General features: G+C 69.1%; 22 protein-coding genes. 17 read left to right on the top strand and 5 right to left on the bottom strand.

Features of this window, described 5'->3' with window-relative positions; translation table 11 throughout:
- Positions 1 to 113: 113 nt before the first annotated feature.
- From ACFWFP_RS20920 to ACFWFP_RS20870, 11 genes are all read left to right on the top strand, one after another.
- Positions 114 to 917 (top strand): FadR/GntR family transcriptional regulator, encoded by an 804-nt coding sequence (locus tag ACFWFP_RS20920; protein ID WP_379297424.1) that lies wholly within the window; start codon positions 114 to 116, stop codon positions 915 to 917.
- 493 nt (positions 918 to 1,410) lie between these two features.
- Positions 1,411 to 3,009, top strand: a complete 1,599-nt coding sequence (locus tag ACFWFP_RS20915) for an SMP-30/gluconolactonase/LRE family protein (protein WP_379297422.1) — start codon at positions 1,411 to 1,413, stop codon at positions 3,007 to 3,009.
- Positions 3,006 to 3,863: an SDR family NAD(P)-dependent oxidoreductase gene (locus ACFWFP_RS20910; RefSeq protein ID WP_379297420.1), complete on the top strand. Its 858-nt coding sequence runs from the start codon at positions 3,006 to 3,008 to the stop codon at positions 3,861 to 3,863. Before ACFWFP_RS20915 ends, ACFWFP_RS20910 begins: the two co-directional genes overlap by 4 nt.
- Before the next feature lie 8 nt (positions 3,864 to 3,871).
- The gene (locus ACFWFP_RS20905; RefSeq protein WP_379297419.1) at positions 3,872 to 5,245 is read left to right on the top strand and encodes an SRPBCC family protein; all 1,374 of its coding nucleotides are present in this window, start codon (positions 3,872 to 3,874) and stop codon (positions 5,243 to 5,245) included.
- A 49-nt stretch (positions 5,246 to 5,294) separates the two neighbouring features.
- Positions 5,295 to 7,136 (top strand): flavin-containing monooxygenase, encoded by a 1,842-nt coding sequence (locus ACFWFP_RS20900; protein ID WP_379297417.1) that lies wholly within the window; start codon positions 5,295 to 5,297, stop codon positions 7,134 to 7,136.
- A 17-nt stretch (positions 7,137 to 7,153) separates the two neighbouring features.
- Positions 7,154 to 8,080, top strand: a complete 927-nt coding sequence (locus tag ACFWFP_RS20895) for an SDR family NAD(P)-dependent oxidoreductase (protein ID WP_379297415.1) — start codon at positions 7,154 to 7,156, stop codon at positions 8,078 to 8,080.
- Positions 8,070 to 9,776, top strand: a complete 1,707-nt coding sequence (locus ACFWFP_RS20890; protein WP_379297413.1) for a thiamine pyrophosphate-binding protein — start codon at positions 8,070 to 8,072, stop codon at positions 9,774 to 9,776. Before ACFWFP_RS20895 ends, ACFWFP_RS20890 begins: the two co-directional genes overlap by 11 nt.
- A gap of 7 nt (positions 9,777 to 9,783) precedes the next feature.
- The gene (locus ACFWFP_RS20885) at positions 9,784 to 11,214 is read left to right on the top strand and encodes an aldehyde dehydrogenase family protein (RefSeq protein ID WP_379297411.1); all 1,431 of its coding nucleotides are present in this window, start codon (positions 9,784 to 9,786) and stop codon (positions 11,212 to 11,214) included.
- Between the two features lie 10 nt (positions 11,215 to 11,224).
- Positions 11,225 to 12,052, top strand: a complete 828-nt coding sequence (locus tag ACFWFP_RS20880; RefSeq protein ID WP_379297409.1) for a TauD/TfdA dioxygenase family protein — start codon at positions 11,225 to 11,227, stop codon at positions 12,050 to 12,052.
- Complete coding sequence (locus ACFWFP_RS20875; RefSeq protein WP_379297407.1) at positions 12,049 to 12,792, top strand: SDR family NAD(P)-dependent oxidoreductase; 744 nt, start codon at positions 12,049 to 12,051, stop codon at positions 12,790 to 12,792. Before ACFWFP_RS20880 ends, ACFWFP_RS20875 begins: the two co-directional genes overlap by 4 nt.
- A complete protein-coding gene (locus tag ACFWFP_RS20870; RefSeq protein ID WP_379297405.1) occupies positions 12,789 to 13,385 on the top strand; it encodes a carboxymuconolactone decarboxylase family protein in 597 nt (198 codons plus the stop codon). Before ACFWFP_RS20875 ends, ACFWFP_RS20870 begins: the two co-directional genes overlap by 4 nt.
- 21 nt (positions 13,386 to 13,406) lie before the next feature.
- Here ACFWFP_RS20870 and ACFWFP_RS20865 read toward each other — a convergent pair whose 3' ends face one another.
- Positions 13,407 to 14,123 carry an enoyl-CoA hydratase/isomerase family protein gene (locus ACFWFP_RS20865; RefSeq protein ID WP_379297705.1) on the bottom strand — a complete coding sequence of 239 codons (717 nt, stop codon included), beginning with the start codon at positions 14,121 to 14,123 and terminating at the stop codon, positions 13,407 to 13,409.
- 90 nt (positions 14,124 to 14,213) lie between these two features.
- Between ACFWFP_RS20865 and ACFWFP_RS20860 the strand changes: the two genes are divergently transcribed.
- Genes ACFWFP_RS20860 through ACFWFP_RS20845 form a run of 4 tightly spaced genes read left to right on the top strand, consistent with a single transcriptional unit; the run spans position 14,214 to position 19,495 of the window.
- Positions 14,214 to 15,758: an AMP-binding protein gene (locus ACFWFP_RS20860; protein ID WP_379297404.1), complete on the top strand. Its 1,545-nt coding sequence runs from the start codon at positions 14,214 to 14,216 to the stop codon at positions 15,756 to 15,758.
- An 11-nt stretch (positions 15,759 to 15,769) separates the two neighbouring features.
- Positions 15,770 to 16,795, top strand: a complete 1,026-nt coding sequence (locus tag ACFWFP_RS20855) for an enoyl-CoA hydratase/isomerase family protein (protein WP_379297402.1) — start codon at positions 15,770 to 15,772, stop codon at positions 16,793 to 16,795.
- A gap of 19 nt (positions 16,796 to 16,814) precedes the next feature.
- Complete coding sequence (locus ACFWFP_RS20850; RefSeq protein ID WP_379297400.1) at positions 16,815 to 18,116, top strand: CoA transferase; 1,302 nt, start codon at positions 16,815 to 16,817, stop codon at positions 18,114 to 18,116.
- Positions 18,116 to 19,495 carry an amidohydrolase family protein gene (locus ACFWFP_RS20845; RefSeq protein WP_379297398.1) on the top strand — a complete coding sequence of 460 codons (1,380 nt, stop codon included), beginning with the start codon at positions 18,116 to 18,118 and terminating at the stop codon, positions 19,493 to 19,495. The genes ACFWFP_RS20850 and ACFWFP_RS20845 overlap by 1 nt, the downstream gene beginning before the upstream one ends.
- Here the strand turns inward: ACFWFP_RS20845 and ACFWFP_RS20840 are convergent.
- On the bottom strand, positions 19,486 to 20,664 hold the full coding sequence (locus ACFWFP_RS20840; protein ID WP_379297396.1) for a beta-ketoacyl synthase N-terminal-like domain-containing protein: 1,179 nt from the start codon (positions 20,662 to 20,664) through the stop codon (positions 19,486 to 19,488). The two genes, ACFWFP_RS20845 and ACFWFP_RS20840, sit on opposite strands and share 10 nt — an antisense overlap.
- Positions 20,661 to 21,851 carry a Zn-ribbon domain-containing OB-fold protein gene (locus ACFWFP_RS20835; RefSeq protein ID WP_379297394.1) on the bottom strand — a complete coding sequence of 397 codons (1,191 nt, stop codon included), beginning with the start codon at positions 21,849 to 21,851 and terminating at the stop codon, positions 20,661 to 20,663. The genes ACFWFP_RS20840 and ACFWFP_RS20835 overlap by 4 nt, the downstream gene beginning before the upstream one ends.
- Positions 21,852 to 22,031: 180 nt before the next feature.
- Here ACFWFP_RS20835 and ACFWFP_RS20830 point away from each other — a divergent pair, with 180 nt between their 5' ends.
- Both ACFWFP_RS20830 and ACFWFP_RS20825 read left to right on the top strand, forming a co-directional pair.
- Positions 22,032 to 22,223, top strand: a complete 192-nt coding sequence (locus ACFWFP_RS20830) for a hypothetical protein (RefSeq protein ID WP_379297392.1) — start codon at positions 22,032 to 22,034, stop codon at positions 22,221 to 22,223.
- Entirely contained in the window at positions 22,220 to 23,113 is an 894-nt protein-coding gene (locus ACFWFP_RS20825) for an alpha/beta fold hydrolase (protein WP_379297390.1), read from the top strand. Before ACFWFP_RS20830 ends, ACFWFP_RS20825 begins: the two co-directional genes overlap by 4 nt.
- A 64-nt stretch (positions 23,114 to 23,177) precedes the next feature.
- Here ACFWFP_RS20825 and ACFWFP_RS20820 read toward each other — a convergent pair whose 3' ends face one another.
- Both ACFWFP_RS20820 and ACFWFP_RS20815 read right to left on the bottom strand, forming a co-directional pair.
- Positions 23,178 to 24,326, bottom strand: a complete 1,149-nt coding sequence (locus ACFWFP_RS20820; protein ID WP_379297388.1) for an acyl-CoA dehydrogenase family protein — start codon at positions 24,324 to 24,326, stop codon at positions 23,178 to 23,180.
- 17 nt (positions 24,327 to 24,343) lie between these two features.
- On the bottom strand, positions 24,344 to 25,489 hold the full coding sequence (locus ACFWFP_RS20815) for a thiolase family protein (protein WP_379297386.1): 1,146 nt from the start codon (positions 25,487 to 25,489) through the stop codon (positions 24,344 to 24,346).
- Positions 25,490 to 25,504 lie beyond the last annotated feature (15 nt).

Raw genomic sequence — 25,504 nt, 5'->3', positions numbered from 1 at the left:
GACTGTAGTTAATCCTCATAAGGATAGCAATATTTGACATAATAAGGATAGCAATACTTGAATGGTTGACCCGCGATCAATTACACTCCCGCCATGGATGATCGGCGGGTTCGTTGACCACCCCGAGACGGGGCCGAGTTCCGCAGCGCCGCATCGCGGAGACCGTCGCGGCCGAACTGCGCGACCACATCCTCTCCGACGACAACTACCGCCTCCCCACCCAGGATCAGCTGGTCAAGGACTTCGGCGTCAGCTATCCCTCCATCCGGGAGGCGCTGCGCATCCTCGAGACCGAGGGCCTGGTCACGGTCCGGCGCGGCAATGTCGGCGGCGCCGAGGTACACCGGCCCGACGAGGTCTCGGCGGCCTATCACCTCGGACTCGCCCTGCAGGGCGCGCGCGTGACGCTGGGCGATCTCGCGTCCGGACTCCAGGCGCTCGAGCCGATGTGCGCCGCCGAATGCGCCCGGCGCGAGGACCGCGCCGAGGTGGTCGTTCCCGCTCTCGAAGCCGCCGTCGACGCCTCGGCCGCGGTGGTTGGCGACGGTGTGGCCTTCACCCAATCCGCCCGCGAGTTCCACGATCTCGTCGTCTCGTTCACGCCGAACGTGACCGTCCGCTACGTCGTCAGCACGCTCGTGGCCCTGTGGTCGGCACAGGAGCAAGCCTGGGCGGAAGCCACAACCCGGCGGGGCGAGTACCCCTCCGAAGCCGATGCGCGTGATGCCGTGCGCTTCCATCGCCGGCTCGTCGAGGAGATCGCCGCGGGTCGGGCGGAGGAAGCCGAGCGGTTGGCGCGCGCGCACCTGGCCGCGACCCAGGCAGTGGTGCTCGAACAGTTCGACGGCGGTGTCGTCAACGCGTCGTCGGCCATGTCGCGCCAGTCGATCCAGTCCAGTCACCGCGCACGCCTTTAGCCGCACCGAAGGGGCCGTCGAGTCACCTCGACGTCGCACGACCTCGCGCGTTTCCGACCGAGCCGAACCACACCACGCTGATCGTCGGATCACTTCGGGGCCAGCACTATTGAGCCGTGCATGCCGTCGCCGACCGTGTTCGCGCCGGGCGGCCGCACTCCACCGCGTTCACCCCCGATGACGGCCACGCGTCGCACAACCCGACCCGCGCGATCGGACTCGGCGCTTCCACGCGCCCACATCACCTGGCAATTCCCCACAAAACCGCACGTCATCACAGGTAGAGTCTGACTTTCTCAATGAGAGATTGTTATTCTCATTCGCCGCGCATGCTAAACAATCCTTACAAGGATAACAATACTTGTAATACCGACCCCTTGCTGGCAGGCTCCGATCCACCGATGAAGTGGTCTGCATCACGATCCGGCGACCCGGACGACAGCAGCGCCACCCATCGCGGACCCCGACGCTCTCACCCGGAGGAGGCCCCACTGTGACGCAAGGGGCGCGCTACATCAGCACCACAGCAACGAGCCTCGCCGAAGGGTGGAGCCTGGAACGTCTCACGCCGCCGAGCCGGCTCTTCGGCGCCAACGGCCTACGCACCGGCCCCGACGGACGCATCTACGTCGCCCAGGTGACCGGCAGCCAGATCAGCGCCCTCGACGTCGCCACCGGCGGACTCGAGACGATCAGCGCCAAGGGCGGCGACATCATCGCCCCCGACGACCTGGCCTTCGACGACCACGGCAACCTGTTCGCCACCGAGGTGATGGACGGGCGGGTCAGCATGCGCGGCGCCGACGGACAGACCAGGGTGTTGCGCGACGATCTGCCCAGCGCGAACGGCATCACCGTGCACCAGAACCGGTTGTTCGTCAACGAATGTCGCGTCGGCGGACGGCTGATGGAGCTGTTCACCGACGGCAGCGAGCCCCGGGTCCTGGCGGAGAACCTCGCCATGCCCAACGCCATGGAGGTCGGTCCCGACGGGCTCCTCTATTACCCGGTGATGGGCACCAACGACATCTGGCGGATCGACCCGCGCGGCGGCGAACCCGAACGCGTCGTCGGCGATCTCGGCGTGCCCGACTCGGTGAAGTTCGACGCGGCGGGCAACATCGTCTCCACCCAGGTGAGCACCGGCGAGGTCCTGCGCATCGATCCCCGAACCGGCCAGCGCACCGTCCTGGCCACCCTGACCCCCGGCCTGGACAACTGCACGTTCGTCGACGGCCGGCTCTTCGTCTCCAACTTCACCGGTGAGATCACCGAGATCCTCGACGGCGGCGAGACCAGGACGACCCTGCCCGGCGGCCTGAACTGGCCGCTGGACCTCACCGTCGGCAGCGACGGCGAACTCTATGTCGCCGACGGCACCTACTTCTACGTGCTGCGCCGGGGACAGGCCCCCGAGACGGTCGGCATGCTGTTCAGCCCCGGCTATCCCGGCTTCATCCGGGGCGTCACCGCCGTCGGCGCGGGGGAATTCGTGGTCACCACCTCGGGCGGGCAGATCACGCGGTGGCGGCCGGCGAGTCAGGAGAGCGAGGTGCTGGCCGACGAACTCGACCAGCTCTACGGCGTGGCGCTCGGACCCAACGGCGACATCGTCGCCGCGGAGTTCGGCCGTGGCCGGGTGCTGGCCGTGCGGTCCGGCGGCCGGGTCGAGGAGCTGGCCTCGGGCCTGAACCAGCCGATCGGCGTCGCGCTCACCACCGGCGGGACCTGCCTGGTCGCCGAAGCCGGCGCGGGCCGCATCGTCTCGGTGAGCAGCGCCGGGGTCGACACGGTGGTCGACGCGCTCGAGCAGCCCCAGGGCATCGTGGTGCGCGGCGACACGCTCTACGTCGTCGACGTGAGCAGCAAGTCGCTGATCAGCGTGGATCTGGCAACCAAGGTGCGGACCACCCTCGCCGGGAATCTGCCGGTCGGCGCGCCTCCCGGCGTCACGCCCAAGCCGCTGCGCGGGCTGCCGCCGTTCTCCGGTCCGCAGGGCCCCTTCGCGGGGATCACCGCCGGACCCGACGGGACCCTGTACCTGTCGGCCGACGCCGAGGGCAGTGTGCTCGCGCTGCGCGCCACGGCATGAACCCGGCGGTGGCGGCCGGGTCGATCGACCTGAGCGGACGCGTCGTCGTGGTGTCCGGGGCGGCGGGCGGCGGCATCGGTACCTCGGTGGTGGAGATGGTCGCGCGGGCCGGGGCCACCGTGATCGCGGTGAGCCGTTCGAAGGACAACCTGGCGACCCACATCGACCCGCTGATCGACCAGGGGCTCGCGGTGGTGCCGGTGGCGGCCGATGCCGCCACCGACGAGGGGATCGCCACGGTGCTCGCGCAGATCCGCGCCACCGAGGGCGACCTGCACGGCCTGGTCAACGTGGCGGGCGGCGCGGCCCCGGCAACGTGGATGCCCGCGCTGCGGGTGAGTCGCGCCGATTGGCGCGCGCTGTTCGCCCAGAACCTCGAAACGATGTTCTTCATGAGCCAGGCCGTCGCCGCCGAGCTCAAGGCGCGGCAACGGCCCGGCTCGATCGTCTCGATCTCCTCGATCAGCGGCATGAACACCGCACCGTTCCACATCGGTTACGGCACGGCCAAAGCCGCGCTGGTGGCCGCGACCCGGACCATGGCGGTCGAACTCGCCGCCGACGGCATCCGGGTCAACGCCATCGCGCCCGGGGTGACCAAGACCCCCGCTTCGGCGACCTACGTCGGCGAAGACGCCGACCGGGACCGGCGCGCCATCGCCATGGGTCGGCGCGCGCGGCCCGAGGAGCAGGCGGGCGCGATCCTGTTCCTGCTCTCGGACCTGTCGACCTACATCACGGGTCAGACGCTGCTGGTCGACGGCGGACTCGACCTCAAGTGGACCCATCTGGACGCCGACCACACATCGCTGTTCCTCGAGGACGACGCGTTCCGCACTGCCATCACCCGCTAGGAGAGGTCATGACCGACACCACCGAGTCCGCGCTCACCGCTACCGAGGAGGCACTGTCGACCCCGCGCACGATCGGCGTGGAGGCCTACCTGTCGCCGGACTACGCCCGCGCCGAACGCGACAAGCTGTGGACCAAGGTGTGGCAGCAGGTCGGTCGGGTCGAGGAACTGGTCCAGGTCGGCGACTTCCTCACCTACGACATCCTCGACGACTCGATCATCGTGGTGCGCTCGGCGCCCGACACGCTGCGCGCCTACTACAACGTCTGCTCGCATCGGGGCCGCAGGCTGATCGACACTCCCCCGGGCGCGCGGGAGGCGCACGGCCGCCGCAAGCAGTTCGTCTGCGGATTCCACGGCTGGCGCTACGACCTCGAGGGCCGCAATACCTTCGCGGCCGAGCAGCAGGACTGGCCGTGCGGGCTGACCCCGGACCGCACCCGGCTCGGCGAGGTGCGGGTCGACACCTGGGGCGGCTGGATCTGGATCACCATGGACCCCGAGGCCGAGCCGCTGCGGGAGTACCTGGAGCCGGCGGCCGGGCTGCTCGATCCGTTCCAGCTGGAGAACATGCGCTATCGGTGGCGGCGCTGGCTGGTCTTCGACTGCAACTGGAAGGTCGCGTTGGAGGCGTTCATGGAGACCTACCACGTGCCCTACACCCACCCCGAGTTCATGAACTTCGGCAATTTCCTCGGGTGGTCGCGCGCCCAGGGCAAGCACAGCAACATCGGCTACGACGCGCCCAAGGGCATGGAGGAGAACCAGGCCAAGCTGCGGCTCGGCGCCGGACCCGACGCCCGCATGTCCACGGCCGAACTCCAGAACTTCACCTGGGAGAACGCCAACACCAACACCACCCGCACCCTGGTCGACGCCGCGAATCGGCTGGTCGCGGAGCTGCCCGAGGGCACCCCGGCCGATCAGGTGCTCAAGCACTGGCTGCAATCGGCCCGCGAGTACGACGCCGATCGCGGGGTGGTGTGGCCGACGGTGGACCCGCAGGTCGTCGCGGCGGCGGGGACCGCGTGGCAGATCTTCCCCAACTTCCAGATCGGGCACGCGCTCAACAACATGCTCTGCTACAGCGCCCGGCCCTACGGCTACGACCCCGACAAGTGCATCTTCGAGGCGGCCGTCTACGAACTGTTCCCGGCCGGCCAGGAACCGAAGACCGAGTGGGAGTACACCGCGGCCGACGATCCGGCCTGGCGCACCGTGCTGCCCCAGGACTTCTCGAACATGGCCGCTGTGCAGCAGGGCATGAAGACGCGCGGCTTCGCCGGGCCGATACCCAACCCCTACCGCGAACGCAGCGTCGTGAACCTGCACCACAACCTGGCCACCTACATGGGCACCGGCGCACCACGCGACCTCGCCTGAGTCCCGTGCCCTCATCACCCGAAACACCGCACCACACCGAGGAATTCGCATGCAGAACTGCGCACCAACGCAGACACCCGAGGTCGATCACGAAGCGCTCCGGGCGAAATATCTCGCCGAACGCGACAAGCGCATCCGCCCCGAGGGCCAGCAGCAGTACGTGACGGCCGAGGCGGACTTCGCCGAATATCACGAAGCCGACCCGTACACCCCGGTCCAGCCGCGACCGCCGATCTCCCAGGACATCGACGTCGCGATCCTCGGCGGCGGGCTGGCCGGACTCGTCACCGCCGCCCGGATCAGCGAGGCCGGGGTGGCGGACTTCCGGATCATCGAGCACGCCGGCGATTTCGGCGGCGCGTGGTACTGGAATCGCTACCCCGGCATCCAGTGCGACACCGACTGCTACTGCTATCTGCCGTTGCTCGAGGAAGTCGGCTACGTCCCGAAGCAGAAGTACTCCTACGGCGACGAGGTCTTCGAACACTGCCAGCGCATCGGCAGGCACTTCGGTCTCTACGACAAGGCGATCTTCGGCACGCTCACCCGCTCGATGGCGTGGGACGAGTCGATCCAGCGCTGGCGGATCGGCACCGATCGGGGCGACGAGATCCGCGCCCGCTTCGTCGTCCTGTGTCAGGGTCCGTTCAACCGGCCCAAGCTGCCCGGCATCCCCGGTCTCGGCGATTTCGCGGGACACACCTTCCACACCGCGCGCTGGGACTACGAGTACACCGGCGGCGACATGCGCGGGGGCCTGGACAAGCTCGCCGACAAGCGGGTGGCGATCATCGGGACCGGCGCCAGCGGCGTGCAGTCCATCCCCCACCTGGCCCGCTCGGCGCGCCATCTGACCGTCTTCCAGCGCACCCCGTCCTATATCTACGAGCGCGGCAACGTGCCCACCGACCCCGCGTGGGCCGAGAGCTTGCAGCCCGGCTGGCAGGAGGAGATCCGCCGCAACTTCCACACCGGCGCGTTCGAAGCCTACGGTCCCGGTCAGGACGATCTGGTCTGCGACGGCTGGACCGAGGTCAGCCGCAATGTGCGCGACCAGCTTGACAGCACCGGCGGCTGGGCGGAGCTGACGCCGGAGAAGTTCATGGAGCTGCGCGAGCTGGCGGACTATCGGGCGATGCAGCGGGTGCGCGACCGGGTCGACGAGATCGTCACCGACCCGGCGACCGCCGAGGCGCTCAAGCCCTACTACCGGTTCCTGTGCAAGCGGCCGTGTTTCAACGACGAGTACCTGCCGACCTTCAACCGCGACAATGTCACGCTCGTCGACGTGTCCGGTACCAAGGGCGTGGAGCGGATCACCGCCAAGGGCATCGTCGCCGACGGCGTCGAACACGAAGTGGACTGCATCATCTTCGCCAGCGGTTTCGAGATCACCACCGACCTCGACCGACGCTTCGGCATCGCCCCCTACGTCGGCCGCGACGAGCTCTCGCTCTACGACCACTGGGCCAAGGGCTACCGCACCCTGCACGGCACGATGACCACCGGTTTCCCGAACCAGTTCTTCACCGGGTTCGTCCAGGGCGGGGTGACCGCGAGCACGACGGCCATGTTCGAACAGCAGGCCCGCCACATCGCCTTCATCATCGAACAGACGATGCGCCGGGGCGCGACCACGGTGGAACCCACCGCCGACGCGCAGGAACAGTGGTGCGCCACCGTGCGCGAGAGCGCGATCGACAACAGCAACTTCCAGCGCGAGTGCACCCCCGGCTACTACAACAACGAGGGCGAACAGCAGATCCGCTCCCACCTCGGCGACCCGTACTGGCCCGGCTTCTACGCCTTCGAGGATCTGCTCCAGGCGTGGCGCGACACCGGTGAGCTGCCGGGCCTGGCGCTGGGCACCCCGTCCGAACCGGCCCGATGAGGCGCGCGGAGCAAACCATGTCTGAACTCGGGTTCGAGGGCAGAGTCGCCGTGATCACCGGCGCCGGACGCGGATTGGGCCGCGCCTACGCGCTGCTGCTGGCCGCGAAGGGGGCCAGGGTGGTCGTCAACGACCCCGGCGCCACGATCAGCGGGGACAGTGGCGACGCCGGGGTCGCCGCCGCGGTGGTCGAGGAGATCACCGCCGCCGGCGGCATCGCGGTGGCCAGCACCGATTCGGTGGCGACGGCGCAGGGCGGGCGGGCGATCGTGGCGACCGCGATCGAGGCCTTCGGCCGGATCGACATCATCGTGCACAACGCGGGCAACAACCGGTACGCGCCGCTGGCGCAGATGTCCTACGAGGATTTCGACGCCGTCCTCGACGTCCACCTGCGCGGCGCGTTCCACGTGGTGCGCCCGGCGTTTTCGCTGATGTGCGAGGCCGGATACGGCCGGGTGGTCCTCACCTCCTCGATCGGCGGGCTCTACGGCAACCACCGCGTCGCCAACTACGGCGCCGCCAAGGCGGGGCTGATCGGACTGTCGAACGTGATCGCGCTCGAGGGTGCCGAGCACGGCGTGCGCTGCAACGTGATCGTGCCCGCCGCGCTCACCCGCCTCGCCGAGGGCATCGACACCTCGGCCTATCCGCCCATGGGCCCGGAACTGGCGGCGCCGGTGGTGGGGTGGCTCGCGCACGAATCCTGCTCGATCACCGGGGAGATGCTGGTGTCGATCGCCGGACGCGTGGCGCGGGCGTTCATCGCCGAGACCCCCGGGGTGTACCAACCGAGCTGGTCGATCGAGGAGGTCGGCGCGCAGATCGACGACATCCGGGCGACCGAGGATCCCTGGATCCTGCCGGTCGTCCCCTCCGGACACATCGACCACATCACCAAGAGCTTCGCGACAGCTATGAAGGGCAGCACGCATGTCGGTTAAAGTCTACGAACGCATTCTGCAACTCTTCGAAGCCGAGGGCATCAACACCCTGTTCGGCATTCCCGACCCCAACTTCGTGCACATGTTCCATCTCGCCGAAGAACGCGGTTGGACGGTGGTGGCCCCGCACCACGAGGAGTCTGCCGGCTTCATGGCCGAGGCGGTGTCCCGGATGACCGGCAAGGCCGCGGTGTGCATCGGCACGCTCGGCCCCGGCGTCGCCAACCTGGCCGGGGCGATGATGTGCGCCAAGGTCGAGAACTCGCCGGTGATCTTCCTGGGCGGGCAGCGCGCACGGATCACCGAACAGCGGGTGCGGCGCGGTCGCATCCAGTTCGTCAAGCAGGCGGAACTGTTCGAGCCGTCGGTGAAGTACTGCGCCAGTATCGAATACGCCGACCAGACCGACGAGGTCATCCGGCAGGGTCTGCGCAAGGCACTGTCGGGCACCCCCGGCCCGGTGTACATCGAGTACCCCTCGCACGTCATCCAGGAGGACCTCGAGGTCGGGCCCGCGCTGCCACCGTCGGCGTATCGCCTGGTCGGGCAGACCGCCGGTGCGGACCGGATCGCCGAGGCGGTCGACTACATCCGCGCGGCGAGCCAGCCCGTGCTGCTCGTGGGACACGGCGTGCACACCACGCGCGCCGGCGAGTCCGTCCGTGCGCTCGCCGAGGCCATGGCCTGCCCGGTCATCCAGACCTCGGGCGGCACCTCCTTCATCCCCGGGCTCGAGGACCGCACCTTCCCGTACGGGTTCTCGGCGGCGGCGATCGACGCGGTCGTGAAATCCGATCTGTGCCTGGCCATCGGCACCGAACTGGGCGAACCGGTGCACTACGGGCGCGGACGGCACTGGGTCGCCAACGAGGCCAACCGCAAGTGGATCCTCGTCGAGCAGGATCCCGAGGCCATCGGGGTGAACCGATCGGTGGACGTGCCCCTGGTCGGTGACCTGCGCGCGATCGTCCCGCAGCTGGTCGAGGCGCTGCGCGAGACCCCACGCACCCCCACCCCCGAGCTCGCGGGCTGGATCGAACAGGACGCGGCCCAGCTCGCGGAACTGGCCGAGACCGCGCCGTCGGGGATGTCGCCGGTGCACCCCGCGCGGCTGATCGTGGAGGCGACGCAGGCGTTCCCGGCCGACGGCATCATGGTGCGCGACGGCGGCGCCACGACGATCTTCGGCTGGACCTACTCGCAGGCCAAACCCCACGACGTCATGTGGAATCAGAACTTCGGGCACCTGGGCACCGGCCTGCCCTACGCCGTGGGCGCGGGCGTGGCCGACGGCGGCAAACGACCGATGATGCTGATCACCGGCGACTCCTCGTTCCAGTTCCACATCGCCGAACTCGAAACCGCGGCGCGCCTGAACCTGCCCCTGGTCTGCGTGGTCGCGGTCGACTACGCCTGGGGGCTCGAGGTCGGCGTCTACAAGCGCACCTACGGGCAGGGCTCGCTCGAGACCGGCGTGCACTGGAGCAAGAACACCCGGCTGGACAAGGTCGCCCAGGGCTTCGGCTGCTACGGCGAATACGTCGAGCGCGACGAGGACATCGCCCCCGCCATCAAACGCGCCTACGCCAGCGGGCGACCGGGCGTCATCCACGTCGCGGTCGACCCGAAGGCGAATTCGGAAGAAATGCCGAGCTACGACGAATTCCGCACCTGGTACGCGGAAGGCACTCAGTGAGGAAATCATGCGTGAATATCTGAAGCTCTACATCGACGGACAGTGGACCGATCCCGCCGAGCCACACACCATCGACGTGGTGAATCCGGCGACCGAGCAAGTGTGCGGACGGGTGGCCGTCGGCACGGCGGCGGACGTGGACCGCGCGGTCGCCGCCGCGCGCGCCGCCTTCGCCGGATGGTCGAGCACCGAGCCCGCGCAACGGATCGCGCTGCTGCGCGCGGTGCTCGCCGAGTATCAGAAGCGCGCCCCCGATCTCGGGGCGGCGCTGATCGAGGAACTGGGCGCACCGGCCGCCCTGGCCAACGGCTTCCAGGTCGACTTGGGGGCGGGCCAGCTCAGCACCACCATCGAGGTCCTCGAGGAGTTCCGCTTCGAGCAACAGCGCGGCGCGTCACTGATCGTGAAGGAGCCGATCGGGGTGTGCGCCCTGATCACCCCGTGGAACTGGCCGCTGAACCTGATCGCGGTGAAGGTCTTCCCCGCGCTGGCCACCGGCTGCACGATGGTGCTCAAGCCCTCGGAACTCGCGCCGTTCACCGGACAGATCTTCGCCGAGATCCTCGAAGCCGCCGGTGTTCCCGCCGGGGTGTTCAACCTGGTGCAGGGCGACGGCCATGCCGTCGGCGTGCCGTTGGTGAGTCATCCCGACGTCGACCTGGTCTCGTTCACCGGCTCGGTCCGGGCGGGCATCGACATCGCGCGCAACGCGGCGGCCGGAGTCACACGGGTCACCCAGGAACTCGGCGGCAAGAGCCCCAACATCATTCTCGACGACGACGCGTTCGCCGAGAACGTCGGCAAGGGCGTGGTGAGCATGATGCTCAACTCGGGCCAGACCTGTAGCGCGCCTTCGCGCATGCTCGTGCCCGACGCGCGGATGGCCGAGGCGATCGAGGTCGCCCGTGGCGCGGCCGAGGCGATCACCGTCGGCGATCCGCGGGGCGAGTTCGCCATCGGTCCCGTGGTCTCGGCCAACCAGTTCGACAAGATCCAGACGCTGATCGCCAAGGGCATCGGCGAGGGGGCCACGCTGGTGGCGGGCGGACCGGGCAGACCGGCGGGGCTGAGCACCGGCTACTACGTGCGGCCCACCGTCTTCGCCGAGGTCACCAACGACATGACCATCGCCCGCGAGGAGATCTTCGGGCCGGTCCTAACGATCCTGGGCTACCACGATCTCGATCACGCCGTCGAGATCGCCAACGACACCGAGTACGGGCTGGCCGGATTCGTCGCGGGCACCGACCTGGCGCAGGCGCGCGCGGTCGCCCGCCGGATCAGGGCGGGGTCGATCGCGATCAACGACGGGTTCGATTTCCACACGCCCTTCGGCGGTTACAAGAAGAGCGGCAACGGCCGCGAGTGGGGCGAATTCGGCTTCCACGACTACCTCGAGATCAAGGGCGTGCTCGGTTACGCGCCGCCGGAAGAATGAGAGGCGACCGATGCCTACCCTGGCCACGAAGAAACTGAGCGACGCCGTCGGCGTGGAGGTGCTCGACGCCGACGCCGACCGGCTGCTGCACGACCCCGACATTCCGGCCGCGTGCATGGCGGCGCTCGAGGAGCACGGCGTCCTGCTGTTTCGCGAACTGCACATCGGCGACGACGCGCAGGCGGCGTTCGGGCGGCGGCTGGGCGAGCTGGTGCAATTCCCGCTCTACGCCAACCCCGATGTCATGCAGATCAGCTTCGACCCCGACAATCCCAACGCGGAGTACTTCGCGAGCAACGACTTCTGGCACCTCGACGGCGCGCTGGACGCCATCCCGGCCAAGGCGTCGATGCTCAGCGCGCACGTGATCGCCAGCGAGGGCGGCGAGACCGAGTTCGCCAGCACCTACGCGGCCTACGACAACCTCTCCGAGGACGAGCGGCGGCGCTTCGCCGACCTGCGGGTGGTCCACACCTTCGCCGCGATCCAGCGCCTGACCTACCCGGACCCCACCGAGGAACAACTCACCGAATGGGCCTCGCGCACCGTGCGCGAGCATCCGCTGGTGTGGGAGCACGACACCGGGCGTCGTTCGCTGGTCTTCGGGGCGACCGCGTCCCACATCGTCGGCATGGACCCCGAGCAGGGGCGCGCACTGCTCGACGACCTCCAGGCGCGCGCCACCGCCCCGGAGCGCGTGCTGCGCCACGCCTGGTCGGTGGGCGATCTGGTGATCTGGGACAACCGGGGCCTGGTTCACCGGGCGTGCGAGTTCGACCGGCGCGAACCGCGTCGGATGCACCGCACCACCCTCGCCGGCGACGAGGCCATCAAATGAGCGCCCGCACCGCGATCGTCACCGGCGGCGCGTCGGGGATCGGCGGCGCGATCAGCGCGCGGCTCGCCGCCGATGGGGCGTCCGTCGCCATCTTCGACCTCAACGGTGACGCGGCCAAGGATGCCGCCGCCGCGATCGAGAACGCCGGCGGTCGGGCGATCGGCCTGCCGGTCGACGTCACCGACCGCGCGGCGATCGACGCCGGGGTCGCCGAGGTGCGTGCCCGGCTCGGCCGACCGGCGGTGCTGGTGAACAGCGCCGGTCTCACCCTGGACGGTCCCTTCCTCGAGATCAGCGCCGAGACCTGGAACCGGGCCCTGGCGATCAACCTCACCGGGACCTTCGACTGCTGCCAGGCGGTGATCCCGGACATGATCGAGCAGAGCTGGGGACGCATCGTCAACATCTCCTCGTCGAGCGTGCACAGCGGCGCGGCCGGGCTGGCCGGGTACGTCGCGGCGAAATCGGGCGTGGTGGGTTTGACCAAGGTGCTGGCGCTCGAGTTCGCCAAGCGCGGGATCACGGTGAACACCATTCCGCCGGGCTTCATCGACACCCCGATGCTGCGTCACACCGTGGACCGGGGGTTCATCGACGTCGAGGCGCAGATCGCGCGCACCCCGGTCGGCCGGATCGGCACACCGGCCGACGTGGCCGCCACCTGCGCGTTCCTGGTGAGCGAGGAGGCCGGTTACCTCACCGGCCAGATCATCGGCGTCAACGGCGGGCGGAACACGTGACGGCGGCGGAAGAGCCCCGCATCGCGCCGTTGCCGAAAGCGGAATGGTCCACCGAGATGACCACGTTCATGGCCGAGTACCGCAGCGCCGCGATCGGCGACAAGCCGTCGACCGGGCGGCAGAGCGGGGCCAACCTGCTGGGCACGCTGGCCAGATACCCGGCGCTGGCCAAGCCGTTTCTCACCTTCAACGGGCACTTCCTCTACGGCTCCACGCTCTCGGCCCGGCAGCGCGAACTGCTCGTGCTGAGGGTGGCGACGGTCCAGCGCTGCGGCTACGAGTGGGCCCAGCATTCGACCCTGGCCGCCGACGCGGGCCTGTCGCCCGAGGAGATCGCCCGGATCGCGCAGGGGCCGAGCGCGCCGCAATGGTCGGCGATCGACGCGGCGCTGCTGGCCGCCGTCGACGAGCTGCTCGGCGACGGGGCCGTAAGCAGCCCGACCTGGACCGCCCTGACGACCGAGTTCGACGAGCACCAGCTGATGGATGTGGTGTTCACCGTGGGCATGTACGCGATGCTCGCCATGGCCCTGAGCTCGTTCGCCGTGGCGGCCGAGGCCGCGCTGGTGCCGTACCTGCCCGCACCGGAGTGAGCGCGGGCAGGTGAGCGCGAACTAGCCGCGGCGGGCGAGCACCGCGTCGGCCGCGGCCCAGTGCTCGTCCGCCACCCACAGGCGCGCGAAAGCCGCGACAGCCTCCTCGGCCGACACCCCGCCGACGACGCGCTTGATCTCGGCGGCCTGCGGGGTCGCCAGCGATCGGGCCAGCGCGCGCCAGCCGTCCTCGAACTCCGCGCGCGGCAGCACCCGATCCACCAAGCCGAGGCGCTGCGCCTCGGCGACGTCGAGGATCGCACCGGACCCGGCGAGCAGCAGCGCGCGGCTCTTGCCGACGAGGGCGGCGAGGCGTTCCGCGCCGCCCCAGGCCGGCATGATCGCCAGCGCCGACTGGTTGAAGCCGATCTTGATATCGTCGGCGGCGACGCGGATGTCGGCGGCCACCGCGAACTCGGCGCCGCCGCCGAGCGCATGCCCGTTGAGCGCGGCGATCACGGGGGCGGGGAAACTCGCCAGCCGGTCGCAGATCGAGCGCATCCGCCAGGCCATCGCGGCGGCCTGCTCCTCGGTGCGCAGAGCGCTGAGTTCCTTCAGGTCACCGCCGGAGACGAACGCGCGGTCACCGGCGCCGCGCACGACGAGAGCGCGTGCGCCCGCCGCCTTGTCGAGCGCCTCGTCGAGCTCGTCCATCGTGACGGGCGCGATGGCGTTGCGCGCGTGCGGTCGATCGATCGTGATGACCGCGACGCCCTCGTCCAGCTCGAGCTCGACCATCCAAGATTCTCCCATCACGAGATTGTCATTCTTGTTTTCAGAGAATAACATCAGCGCCGCAGAACTTCGGATCGGGCATTGGAGTCTCACGTGCGCAGCATTCCCGCCGACTTGATCGAGCACTATCGAACGCAGGGCTGGTGGACCGGCGAACCGATCGGCGAATTGCTGACGCGCGGACTCGCCGCCGCCCCGGACACCGAATTCCGGGTGCACTCCGCCGAGCGCCCCTGGTCGGGCACCTTCGGCGAAGTCGAGCACCGGGCCCGACGCCTCGCCGCGGGCCTGCGCGCTCGCGGCGTCGGACCCGGCGACGTCGTGGCCTTCCAGCTGCCCAACTGGATGGAGGCCGCCACCACCTTCTGGGCGTCGGCCTTCCTCGGCGCGGTGGTGGTGCCCATCGTGCACTTCTACGGCCGCAAGGAACTCACCTACATCCTCGAGGCGACCACGCCACGGGTGTTCATCGGAGCGGAGCGGTTCGGGCGCCTGGAGTACCAGGCCGATCTCTGCGCCGACATCCCGATCGTCGGTGTGGTGGGACGCGACTTCGACGACCTGCTCGCCGAAGATCCGATGCCCGGGTTCCTGGCGACCGATCCGGCGGGCCCCGCGCTGATCGCCTTCACCTCGGGCACCACCAGCGCACCCAAGGGCGTCGTACACAGCCACGAGACCCTCGGCCACGAAACCCGGCAGCTGTCCGCCTGGTACCCACCCGAACGCGGTAAACAACTCACCGCAGCCCCCGTCGGGCACTTCATCGGCATGGTCAACGCCTTCCTGATCCCGGTGCTGGACGCGTCGCCGGTGAACCTGGCCGATGTGTGGGACCCGCAGCGCGTCCTCGCGCTGATGCACAGCGACGGACTCACCGTGGGCGGCGGCGCGACGTATTTCGTCACCAGCCTGCTCGACCATCCCGACTTCACCGCTGCACATCTGCCCCGGATGAGGTACGCGGGCCTGGGCGGGTCATCGGTCCCCGCGGCGGTCACCCGCAGGCTCGACGATCTCGGCATCACGGTCTTCCGCTCCTACGGCAGCACCGAGCACCCGTCGATCACCGGGTCACAGATCACCGCAGCCTCGGACAAACGCCTGTTCACCGACGGCGACGTCCTGCCCGGCGTGGAGATCCGCCTGGCCCCCGACGGCGAAATCCTCAGTCGCGGACCGGAATTGTGCCTCGGCTACACCGACGACGCCCTCACCGCCGCCGCCTTCGACGCTGACGGCTGGTACCACACCGGCGATATCGGTGAACTCGACGCGGACGGGTACCTCACGATCACCGATCGCAAGGCCGACATCATCATTCGCGGCGGCGAGAACATCAGCGCCCTCGAGGTCGAGGAGGTCCTGCTGACGATGCCCGGAATCGCCGAGGCGGTCGTGGTCGCCGCACCCGATGCCCGCCTCGGCGAGCACGCCGCCGCCGTCGTGCGGCTGCGCACCGGGCACGAGATGCCGACCATCGCCGAGATGCGCGCGCATTTCGACCGGACCGGTGTCGCCAAACAGAAGTGGCCCGAGGAACTACACCAGGTCGAGGACTTCCCCCGAACCGCCAGCGGCAAGGTGCAGAAGTTCCACGTCCGACGCACCATCGCCGACCGGCAACCGAGCCGATGAACGATCCGCTGGTGGACGAGGGACTAGCGCTCTCGACCTCGGGAACGCCGACGAAGCCGCTCATCGTGCTCGAACTCGACGACCTCGACACCTGCCCCGAGTCCTTGCTCTCGACGGCCACGCGAATCCGGGAGTCGATGACACTCGTGGTCGGAGTGTTGCGGCGGCCGCCTCCCGCCTCGCTCGGGCCCGTCCTGGCCGCCACCACGCTGACCCTGACCGACCTGCCGATCTCACCCCTGCGCCCTGAGATAGTTGCCGTCGAGAACATCGCCGCCGCCATCGCGACATTGCGCGCCGCGGTGATGCGATCGCCGCGGGCAGCGCTCGTCTGCGGACACCTGCTGCGGCAGCCGACCGGACGCGACACCGCACCGGCACTCGCCGCGGAGGCCGCGGCCTACTCGATGCTGCTCGCCGGACCCGAGTTCGCTCGATGGCTCGTCGAACGCGGGCCCGCGAAGCCCGCGCCCGCTACCGATCACCCCTTGGTTCGACTGCGGCGCAGCGGAGACCACCTGTCGATCGTGCTGGATCACCCGCAGCGCCGTAATGCGCTGAGCATGCGACTTCGGGAAGAACTTCTCGCCGCTGCGCAGGTGGCGGTGGCGGACCCGAGCATCGCGACGGTCGAACTCAGCGGCAACGGCCCCGTGTTCTGCGCCGGTGGCGATCTGGCCGAATTCGGCTCGGCGACCGACGTGGTCGCCGCGTATCTGGTGCGGCTGGATCGCGCACCGTGGCGGGCACTCGATCGCCTCGCCGACCGCCTCGTCGTGCGCAGCCACGGCTCCTGCATCGGCGCGGGCGCCGAAATCGCCGCGTTCGCGGGCACGGTCACCGCAACCCCGGATACATACTTCTGTTTTCCCGAGGTGCGGATGGGATTGGTACCCGGCGCGGGCGGCACGGTCAGTGTGCCCCGGCGCATCGGCCGCTGGCGCGCCGCATGGCTGATGCTGACCGAACAGCGACTCGACGCCGACGCGGCTCTGGACTGGGGCCTGATCGATCAGGTGACCGGTGCACGGCGCTGACATGTGGTCGGATCCCCTGGTGGACAGTCGAACCGACCTACGGGCACCCCGCGCCGTCGTGGACGAGTGGATCCGGACGCTGACTACCCGCGCCGTCCCCGCCGATTATCCCGCTGATCTGGACTGTCCTGTGCTGGCGTGGGCGGGCTCCGGTGCGATGGCGCTGACCGGCCACGACGGCGCCGAGCCGGTCCTGTCCCCCGCGCCCGCCTACCGCCTGCTGCGCGAAACACTGCGCGCGCTGTCGTGGATCACCGGCGATCTCGGCGACCGAGTCGACCTCGACGCCGCGGTCGTGCTGACCGGCCGGGCCCGACGAGCGGGATTGCGGCGCGCGGGGCGCCGATCGGCGAACGGCACGAGCAGGCTGCTTCGCACCGCCGACGGGTGGTGCGCCCTCACGCTGAGTCGCCCCGACGACATCGACGCCGTCCCCGCGATTCTCGGCGGCGTCCTCGACGCAGACCCGTGGACCGCGCTCGAGGCGGCAGCGGCACGGTCATCGTCGGACGGGCTGGTACAGCGGGCCCAACTGGTCGGCGTGCCGGCATCCGTGTTGATCACGCCGCCACGAAATACCGTGCCATGGAAACTTTCTCGCATCGCCGCACCGGTCGGCAGCCGCTCGCTGCGTGGACTCGTCGTCGTCGATCTGTCGTCGATGTGGGCCGGGCCTCTGTGCGCGCGCATCCTCGGCCTGGCCGGAGCGCGGGTGATCAAGGTGGAGGGTGCGCACCGGCCCGACGGTGCCCGTGCCGGTGATCCTCGCTTCTTCGACTGGCTGCACGGCGGACACGAATTCCGCAGGCTCGACTTCCGCACCGACGCGGGCCGAAAAGCCCTGGAAGAATTGCTGGATTCGGCCGACATCGTGCTCGAGGCCTCCCGTCCACGCGCGTTGGCTCAACTCGGCCTCGCACCCGAGGACCGCCCGCACCGCGACGGGCGGATCTGGTTGAGCCTCACCGGCTACGGCCGATCCGAACCGATGCGGGTGGCCTTCGGAGACGACGCCGCGGTCGCGGGCGGCCTGGTCGGCAGGCACGAGGGCGAGCCGGTCTTCTGCGCTGACGCGATCGCCGATCCACTCTCGGGAATCTGCGCGGCACTGGCGGTGGCCGGCGCACACCGCAGCGGCGGTGGCGTGCTGATCGACCTGTCCATGCAAGCCACGGCGGCGGCTTTCGCAGCCGCGCCGCCGATCACCCACGGACCCCACTCGGTCCACCGACACGGCGAGGACTGGATCGTGGAATGCGGAGCAACACAACGCCACCGCACTGTCGCCGCACCGGTAGCACTGTCGCCGGGTGATGACTGATGCTGATCCGACGAGCTCGGGTATTCGGGACCGGGCACACCGATGTCCGGTGGCACGGTGGTTCGATCACCGAATGTGGCACCGGTCTGCGACCACTTCGCGGTGAGGACTACATCGATGCGAACGGCGGCTGGCTGCTGCCCGGCTTACACGACCATCATGTGCACCTCCGCTCGCTCGCCGCGGCCGCCGATTCGCTCCTGCTCGGCCCACCGGCGATCCGCACCGTCGACGAGCTGGCGGCTCGGCTGAGACGGGCGGACGCGACATTGCCGACGGGAGCGTGGATCCGCGGCGTCGGATACCACGAGTCGGCCGCCGGAGAATTGGATCGGTGGGCGCTGGATCGCTTGATCACCCAGCGTCCGGTCCGGATCCAACATCGCTCCGGCGCCCTCTGGACGCTCAACTCGCGCGCTTGCGCAGCGGTAGAGCTGGACCGTTGCGCACACGCGGGAGTAGAACGCGACCCCGACGGACGGGCCAACGGCCGACTCTGGCGGATGGATGCCTGGCTCGGTGCGCGGATCGCCACGCGGCCTGTCGATCTCGCCGCGGTGAGCGCGCGCGCCGCGGCGCTGGGGATCACCGGCGTCACCGATGCGACTCCCGCGCTGCGGCAGACAGATATCGATGACTTCGCCGGAGAGGTGACCGCCGGTCGCATTCGGCAACGAGTCCACTGCATGGCGCCGCCCGCCGTCACCGCCCCGCAGCTCTCGCGATTCTCCCTGGGGCCGACCAAAATCCTGCTCGACGACACCACTTTGCCGACCCTCGACGAGTTCGTCGCTCGCATCGGTGAAAGTCACGCAGTGGACCGACCGGTGGCGGTGCACTGCGTGACCAGGGTCCAGCTGATTCTCACGATGATCGCGCTCGACCGAGCGGGCGTGGTTCTCGGCGACCGCATCGAACACGGTGCGATCATTCCGGTCGAGGCGATCGCCTGGTTGCGTGACCGCCGGGTACCGGTGGTGACCCAGCCGCATTTCCTGGTCGAACGAGGCGATCAGTACCGGCGTGAGGTGCCCGACCAGGACCGTCCGGATCTGTGGCGGCTCGGGTCCCTGCTGCGGGCGGGTGTGGGCGTAGCCGCGGGCACCGATGCCCCGTTCGGTGACGCGGATCCCTGGCGCCTCGTCCGCGCCGCCGTAGACCGGGATTCGGGCCACGAAGCAGCCGAGAACCTTTCGCTTCGATCGGCGATCAGCCTGTTCTTCGGCCGTCCAGAACAGCCGGCCTCACCGCGAGCCATCGCACCCGGCGAAGTCGCCGATCTGACGCTGTTGGCGGTGGCACCCGAGGAGGTGGCCGCGATGCTGCCCCACCCTGCGATCGCGGCCACCGTCGTCGACGGTCGAGTCGTCTACGGCTGAGCCGTGTCTCGCGCGTCCGGTCCGGCCAGGATCGTCACGGCCGCGACCGCGGTGGGACCACCGATGGAGTGCGCCAAGCCGATTCGGGCCCGGTCGACCTGGTTCACCGCGTCACCGCGCAACTGCTCGAACAACTCGACGCACTGCGCAACACCGGTGGCGCCCGGCGGATGTCCCTTCGACTTCAAGCCGCCGCTCGGATTGACCGGTAGCGCGCCGCCCACGCTGGTGACGCCCGCTTCGACGAGCTTGTGGGCCTCGAACCGATCGGCGAACCCGAGGTCCTCGTAGCTCATCAACTCGATGCCGGTGAAGAAGTCGTGTACTTCGGCGACGTCGATGTCCGACGGTGTCAGGCCGGCCATCCCGAACGCCTGCCGGGCGGCGCGGACCGTGGCGGGGAACGTCGTCATGTCCCGTTTATGTTGGTGCATCACCGAATCCATGCCCAGCCCCACCCCGCGAATCCAGACGGGACGGTCGGTGTAGCGGTCCACCACGTCCTCGGCGGCCAGCACGAGCGCTGCCGCACCGTCGCTCTGCGGCGCGCAGTCGTAGAGCCCGAAGGGCGTGACCACCGTCGGTGCCGCGAGGGCTTCCTCGATGCTGATCTCGAAGCGCAACCGCGCCTTGAGGTTTCGCACGCCGTGCCGATGGTTCTTCACCGCGACCATGGCCATGTGCTCGCGGGTGGCAGGCGATTCGTGCAGATACCTGGCCACATGCAGTGCGAACCCGGCGGGCGCGACCAGCCCGAGCGGGTAGTCCCAGGCCATGTCCCGGGTCATCGCCTCCCACTCCCACAGCATGTCCTTGGACGCCGACTCGCGCAGCTTGTCCGCGCCGATCACCAGGGCGACATCGATCGTGCCGGACGCGATACCGAGCAGGGCGTTGCGGACCGCATCGTGGCCGGTGGCGCAGGCGTTTTCGACGCGGGTCACCGGAATGCCGGGCAGTCCGAGGGTGTCGGCGAGAATGCCGGAGGCGAACCCGTCGGCGGTGCCGAGCTCGCCGAACCAGGCGGCCTGGATATCGGACTTGCGCAGCCCCTTGTCGATGCTGCGCGCGCAGTCGGCGAAGGCCATCGGCACCAGATCTTTGATACCGAGCGCGAAATGCTCGGCGAAGGGCGTCATTCCGGCGCCGACGATGGCGACTCTTCTCATGCTGCCGACTCCTGTCGTTCGGGGGTTTCGGGTTCGAAGGCGTAGCCGTAATCCGGTACGCCGGAGCGAACCGCCACACGTCGCAACACCATGCGGCCGCGATCGCCGATGGCCACCGAACCCGGTTCGGCGCTGGTCACTTTCACCAGCGCGCGCACGCCGACCTCGTCGAGTTCGACGATGACCAGCGAATACGGTGTCTTCAGCCCCGGCACCGGGACATGGACCGTCACCGAGGTGTAGACGGTGGCGGTGCGCGGCAACGGAACCAGGGTGTAGTCGGTGCGCAACGCGCCGTTGTCGTCGACCCGATATCGGGGTGGGAAGTCCAGTTCGTCGGTGTCGGCGTGCCGACCGGCCGCCCAGCGCACTTTCGCCTCGAACGCACGCTCATAGGCGGCCAGCGAGATCGGAATGTCGGCGCCGGGCACGAACGCGGACACCGGTTTCGCGCGCGGCGCCGGTTCGCGCCGATGCACCGGCACCGCGCCCGCCGCGACCGTGACACCGGACAGACTCCCCTGCTCCACACCGACCAGTGGGCCCGCCTGCCCGGCATCGACCATCGCCGCCAGCGCGAACAACCCAGAGCTCGCTCCCAGCGTCGGCAGGGGTGGCGGCGTGCCGATACACAGATCGGCGGCCTGTTCGTGATCGACACCTGCCACCGCGACCGGGGTGTCGAGCCAGGACGCGGCCAGTGAACCGAGAAGTCCGCGTTCGCGCAACAACCGGGGGTCGCCGTAGTCGTGCACGACACCGGTGGCATAGCGGGTACGTACCGGCAGGCTCCGGGCGACGCGCGCCGCGGTCCGCACCTGCAATCCCCGTTCACCTGTGACCGCGGCGGCCGCGCCGGCGGGATCGAGGTCGACGCCGATCACCAGCGTCCGTGGGCGCGCCGAACCGAGGGCGTCGAGGGTCGCGGGGGCGCCGCCGAGTCGCTCGGTCACCTCGAGCTCGGAATCCAGGCCGAGACCTGCCAGCAGGACCGCGGCGTTGCCGCCTTCCAGCAGCGGCAGATCCCGGCTGACCAGCACGACGTGCTCCACCCCGGCCCCCGAGGCGATCGCGGCCCTGCCCGCTTCGACCGCGAGTGTGATCGCGTCCTCGTCGTCACCGGGTGTGCGCCCTTCGGCGGTCCCCCAGCACGGCAGATAGGTACCGACCGAAGCGATCAACGGCATCGTGCTCTCCCGACCTAGGTGATAATCTAATTCTCATATTAGAGAATGAAGTCTAACAACAGGCCGAAATCGACGACATCACCATGTCGCCTCTCACACCGTCAGCTCCTCCGCACCTGCCGGAACGCCAAACTGTCGGGATCGAGAGTATTGTTCTCCACTCTGTGAACGGTAAGTCTCATGATCGGGATCTTTCGCCCGCCGCCCAGCGGTGGCCTCACCCTCGCACAGCGCCTGCGCGCCAGCGTCTTTCACTACGCCGAGGCGGTACTGCCCGATATGACGATCGCCGCCTGCGCCGTGCTCGTCTCCGCGGAGGCCTGCCATCTCACCGTCCCACCCATCGACTCCGAAGGCGACCCGAAGCTATGACCAGTGCCGGTTCCGATCTGGTGCGGCTGTCGCACGACATGCCGATCAGTTCTTCCGTCGTCGAGATCGACGGCGTCCCCATGTCGGCATTGCTGGCCGAGGCTGCCGACCCCCGCGCCGTCATCGTCGCGATCCACGGCGGCGTGACGACCTCCGCGTATTTCGACTGCCCCGGCCACCCCCGGCTTTCACTGTTGCGTACCGCACCCGCCCTCGGGTTCACCGTGGTCGCGATCGACCGTCCCGGCTACGGCAGCTCGGCGCCGCACGCGGCGGACATCGCACCGGCCACCCGACGCGTCGACCTCGCCTATGCCCTGGTGGAGCGGGCACTCGGGACACGACCCCGCGGAGCGGGGATATTCCTCCTGGCGCATTCGGCCGGGTGCGAGCTGGCCGTCCGGATGGCCGCCGACGAGCGCGGGGCGCAATTGCTCGGTATCGAACTCGCGGGCACCGGCCGCGAACACCACCCCGAAGCCATCCGCAGCCTGACGGCGGGCGGGCCGGGCCGCGGCGATCGGCTCCGTGAGTTGCTCTGGCAGCCGAGCCACCTCTATCCCACCGAGGTATTCGGTGGCGCGGTGATCGCCTCGCCGGGCCCCGCCTACGAGGCCACCATGATGCCGCAGTGGGTGGCGCACGATTTCGAGCGCGTGGCCGCGAACATCCGCATTCCGGTCCAGTTCACCGTGGGCGCCCACGAAAAGGTCTGGCGCACCGACCCGCTCGCGCTGAGCGAGATCACCGCCCTGTTCACGGCCGCGCCGCGCGTGCTGCTCCACGAGCAAGCCGACGCGGGCCACAACCTGAGCATGGGTCACTCGGCGACCGCCTATCACCTCCGGGTGATGTCGTTCATCGAGGAATGCGTGATCGCGCGCCGCTGAGATCGCCGGTCAACGGAATCCGCCCCACGGCAAAGATAGTCGTGGGGCGGATTTCGCCGGTGTCTCAGAGGCCGAGGGATTTGGCGATGATCACCTTCATGACCTCACTGGTTCCGGCGTAGATCCTGGCCACTCGCGCGTCGGTGTACAGCCGTGCGATCGGGTACTCGCTCATATAGCCGTAACCACCGAACAGCTGCAGACAGCGATCGACCACCCGGCCCTGCATTTCGGTGGTGAACAGTTTCACGCGTGCCGCGTCGGGGCCGGACAGTTCACCCTCGACCAGATCCAGCACGGCGCGATCCACCATGGCCTGCGCTGCTTCGACTTCGGCCGACATCGCGGCGAGTTCGAACTTGGTGTTCTGGAAGGACGCGACCGGTTTCCCGAAAGCCTTGCGTTCTTTGACGTAGTCGATCGTGGCGGTGATCGCGGCCCGCGCCTGGGCGACCGAGCCGACCGCGACCGTCATCCGTTCCTGCGACAGATTGTTGCCGAGGTAGCCGAAAGCCTCCCCCTCCACCCCGAGCCGATTCTCCACGGGAACCCGGACAGCGTCGAAGGACAGTTCGACGGTGTCCTGCACCTTGCAGCCCATCTTGTCCAGCACCCGCCCGCGCTCGAACCCGGGCATGCCGTCCTCGACCACCAGCAGGGTCAGGCCCGCGCGCCGGTTCTCCGGATCGGTCGAGGTCCGCGCCACCACGATCACCAGATCGGCGAGCAGGCCGCCGGTGATGAACGTCTTCGCGCCGCTGAGCAGGTAGTCGTCGCCGTCGCGCACCGCGTAGGTGCGCATCCCGGCCAGATCGGAGCCGGTACCGGGTTCGGTCATCGCGATGGCGGTCAGCAGCGAACCGCTCGCCAGCCCGGGGAACCAGCGTTCACGTTGCTGCTCGTCGGCGTAGGCCAGGAAATACGGGAGGATGACATCGAGCTGGGTGCGCACCGTGCTCAACGTCACCAACGCGCGCGCCGCTTCCTCCTGCAGCACGGCGTTGTAGCGGTAGTCCCGCAGGCCCGCGCCCCCGTACTCCGGCGGGATGGCGACGCCGAGAATGCCGAGCGCACCGAGCTTTTCGAAGACCTCGCGCGGCATCTGCCCGGCCTTCTCCCACTCGGCGTAGTGGGGCGCGATCTCCTTGTCGATGAATTCCCTGGCCAGCCCACGGAAGGCTTCGTGGTCCTCGGTGTAGATGTCTCGGCGCACCGATGTCTCCTTGTTGCTCAGGCGACCAGTTCGACGATGGCGGCGTTGGCGGTGCCGCCACCCTCACACATCGTTTGCAGGCCGTAGCGAATTCCGTTGTCGCGCATGTGATGAACCATCCGGGTGAGCAGACCCGCGCCCGAACCACCGAGCGGATGACCGAGCGCGATGGCACCACCGAGCGGGTTGAGGAGCCCTGCGTCGGCGCCGGTTTCGGCGAGCCAGGCCAGCGGCACCGACGCGAACGCCTCGTTCACCTCGAAGACGCCGATCTCGGCGAGGTCGAGACCGGCCTTGCGCAGGACCTTCTCGGTCGCCGGAATCGGACCGGTCAGCATGAGTACCGGGTCGGCGCCGGTCACCGCGCCCGCGCGGTAGCGCACCAGCGGCGTCAACCCCAGTTCGCGGGCCCGCTCCGGGGTCGTCACCAGCACGGCGGCGGCACCGTCGGAGATCTGGGAGGAGTTACCCGCGTGGATCACACCATCGGCTTGGAAAGCCGGCTTGAGCTTGGCCAAGGTCTGGGGTGTCGTCCCGCGGCGCACGCCTTCGTCGGCGGTCACCGTCCCCGCCTCGGTCTCGACGGGCACGAGCTGGGCGTCGAACGCGCCACGGTCCTGGGCGGCCGCGGCCAGTTCGTGCGAGAGCGTGGCGAATTCGTCGAGCCGATGACGATCCAGCCCCCACTTCTGGGCGATCAGCTCCGCGGAAATGCCCTGATTGAACGAGAAATCCTGATAGCGCGCACGGGCTTTCGGGCCGTAGGGGGCACCGCCCTCCTTCGCCGCGCCGAGCGGGACCCGGCTCATCACCTCGACCCCACCCGCGACGACGACATCCTGCTGCCCCGACATCACCGCCTGCACCGCGAAATCCACCGCCTGCTGGCTCGAGCCGCAGGCCCGGTTCACCGTCGTGCCGGGAATGCTCTCCGGCCATCCGGCGGCCAGCACCGCGTAGCGCCCGATATTGCTCGACTGGTCACCGACCTGGGAAACGCAGCCCCAGATCACGTCGTCGATGACGGCCGGGTCGATCCCGGTGCGCTCGATCAGCGCGTTCAGCACGACCGCGGACAGGTCCGCCGGATGGATTCCCGACAGGCCTCCGTTGCGTTTGCCCCACGGCGTGCGCGCCGCCTCGACCACTACTACTTCACGCATCGCGCTCTCCCTTCG

Origin of the sequence: Nocardia sp. NPDC060249, assembly GCF_042728755.1 — a bacterium.
Lineage (GTDB): Bacteria > Actinomycetota > Actinomycetes > Mycobacteriales > Mycobacteriaceae > Nocardia.
This window is presented reverse-complemented; position numbering and strand designations above follow the sequence as displayed.

Excerpts from the sequence above, each read along its gene's own strand:
- ACFWFP_RS20910 (WP_379297420.1), top strand. The coding sequence starts at position 3,006 with ATGAACCCGGCGGTGGCGGCCGGGTCGATCGACCTGAGCGGACGCGTC.
- ACFWFP_RS20905 (WP_379297419.1), top strand. The coding sequence starts at position 3,872 with ATGACCGACACCACCGAGTCCGCGCTCACCGCTACCGAGGAGGCACTG.
- ACFWFP_RS20900 (WP_379297417.1), top strand. The coding sequence starts at position 5,295 with ATGCAGAACTGCGCACCAACGCAGACACCCGAGGTCGATCACGAAGCG.
- ACFWFP_RS20895 (WP_379297415.1), top strand. The coding sequence starts at position 7,154 with ATGTCTGAACTCGGGTTCGAGGGCAGAGTCGCCGTGATCACCGGCGCC.
- ACFWFP_RS20890 (WP_379297413.1), top strand. The coding sequence starts at position 8,070 with ATGTCGGTTAAAGTCTACGAACGCATTCTGCAACTCTTCGAAGCCGAG.
- ACFWFP_RS20885 (WP_379297411.1), top strand. The coding sequence starts at position 9,784 with ATGCGTGAATATCTGAAGCTCTACATCGACGGACAGTGGACCGATCCC.
- ACFWFP_RS20880 (WP_379297409.1), top strand. The coding sequence starts at position 11,225 with ATGCCTACCCTGGCCACGAAGAAACTGAGCGACGCCGTCGGCGTGGAG.
- ACFWFP_RS20875 (WP_379297407.1), top strand. The coding sequence starts at position 12,049 with ATGAGCGCCCGCACCGCGATCGTCACCGGCGGCGCGTCGGGGATCGGC.
- ACFWFP_RS20865 (WP_379297705.1), bottom strand. The coding sequence starts at position 14,123 with ATGGTCGAGCTCGAGCTGGACGAGGGCGTCGCGGTCATCACGATCGAT.
- ACFWFP_RS20845 (WP_379297398.1), top strand. The coding sequence starts at position 18,116 with ATGCTGATCCGACGAGCTCGGGTATTCGGGACCGGGCACACCGATGTC.
- ACFWFP_RS20840 (WP_379297396.1), bottom strand. The coding sequence starts at position 20,664 with ATGAGAAGAGTCGCCATCGTCGGCGCCGGAATGACGCCCTTCGCCGAG.
- ACFWFP_RS20835 (WP_379297394.1), bottom strand. The coding sequence starts at position 21,851 with ATGCCGTTGATCGCTTCGGTCGGTACCTATCTGCCGTGCTGGGGGACC.
- ACFWFP_RS20830 (WP_379297392.1), top strand. The coding sequence starts at position 22,032 with ATGATCGGGATCTTTCGCCCGCCGCCCAGCGGTGGCCTCACCCTCGCA.
- ACFWFP_RS20825 (WP_379297390.1), top strand. The coding sequence starts at position 22,220 with ATGACCAGTGCCGGTTCCGATCTGGTGCGGCTGTCGCACGACATGCCG.
- ACFWFP_RS20815 (WP_379297386.1), bottom strand. The coding sequence starts at position 25,489 with ATGCGTGAAGTAGTAGTGGTCGAGGCGGCGCGCACGCCGTGGGGCAAA.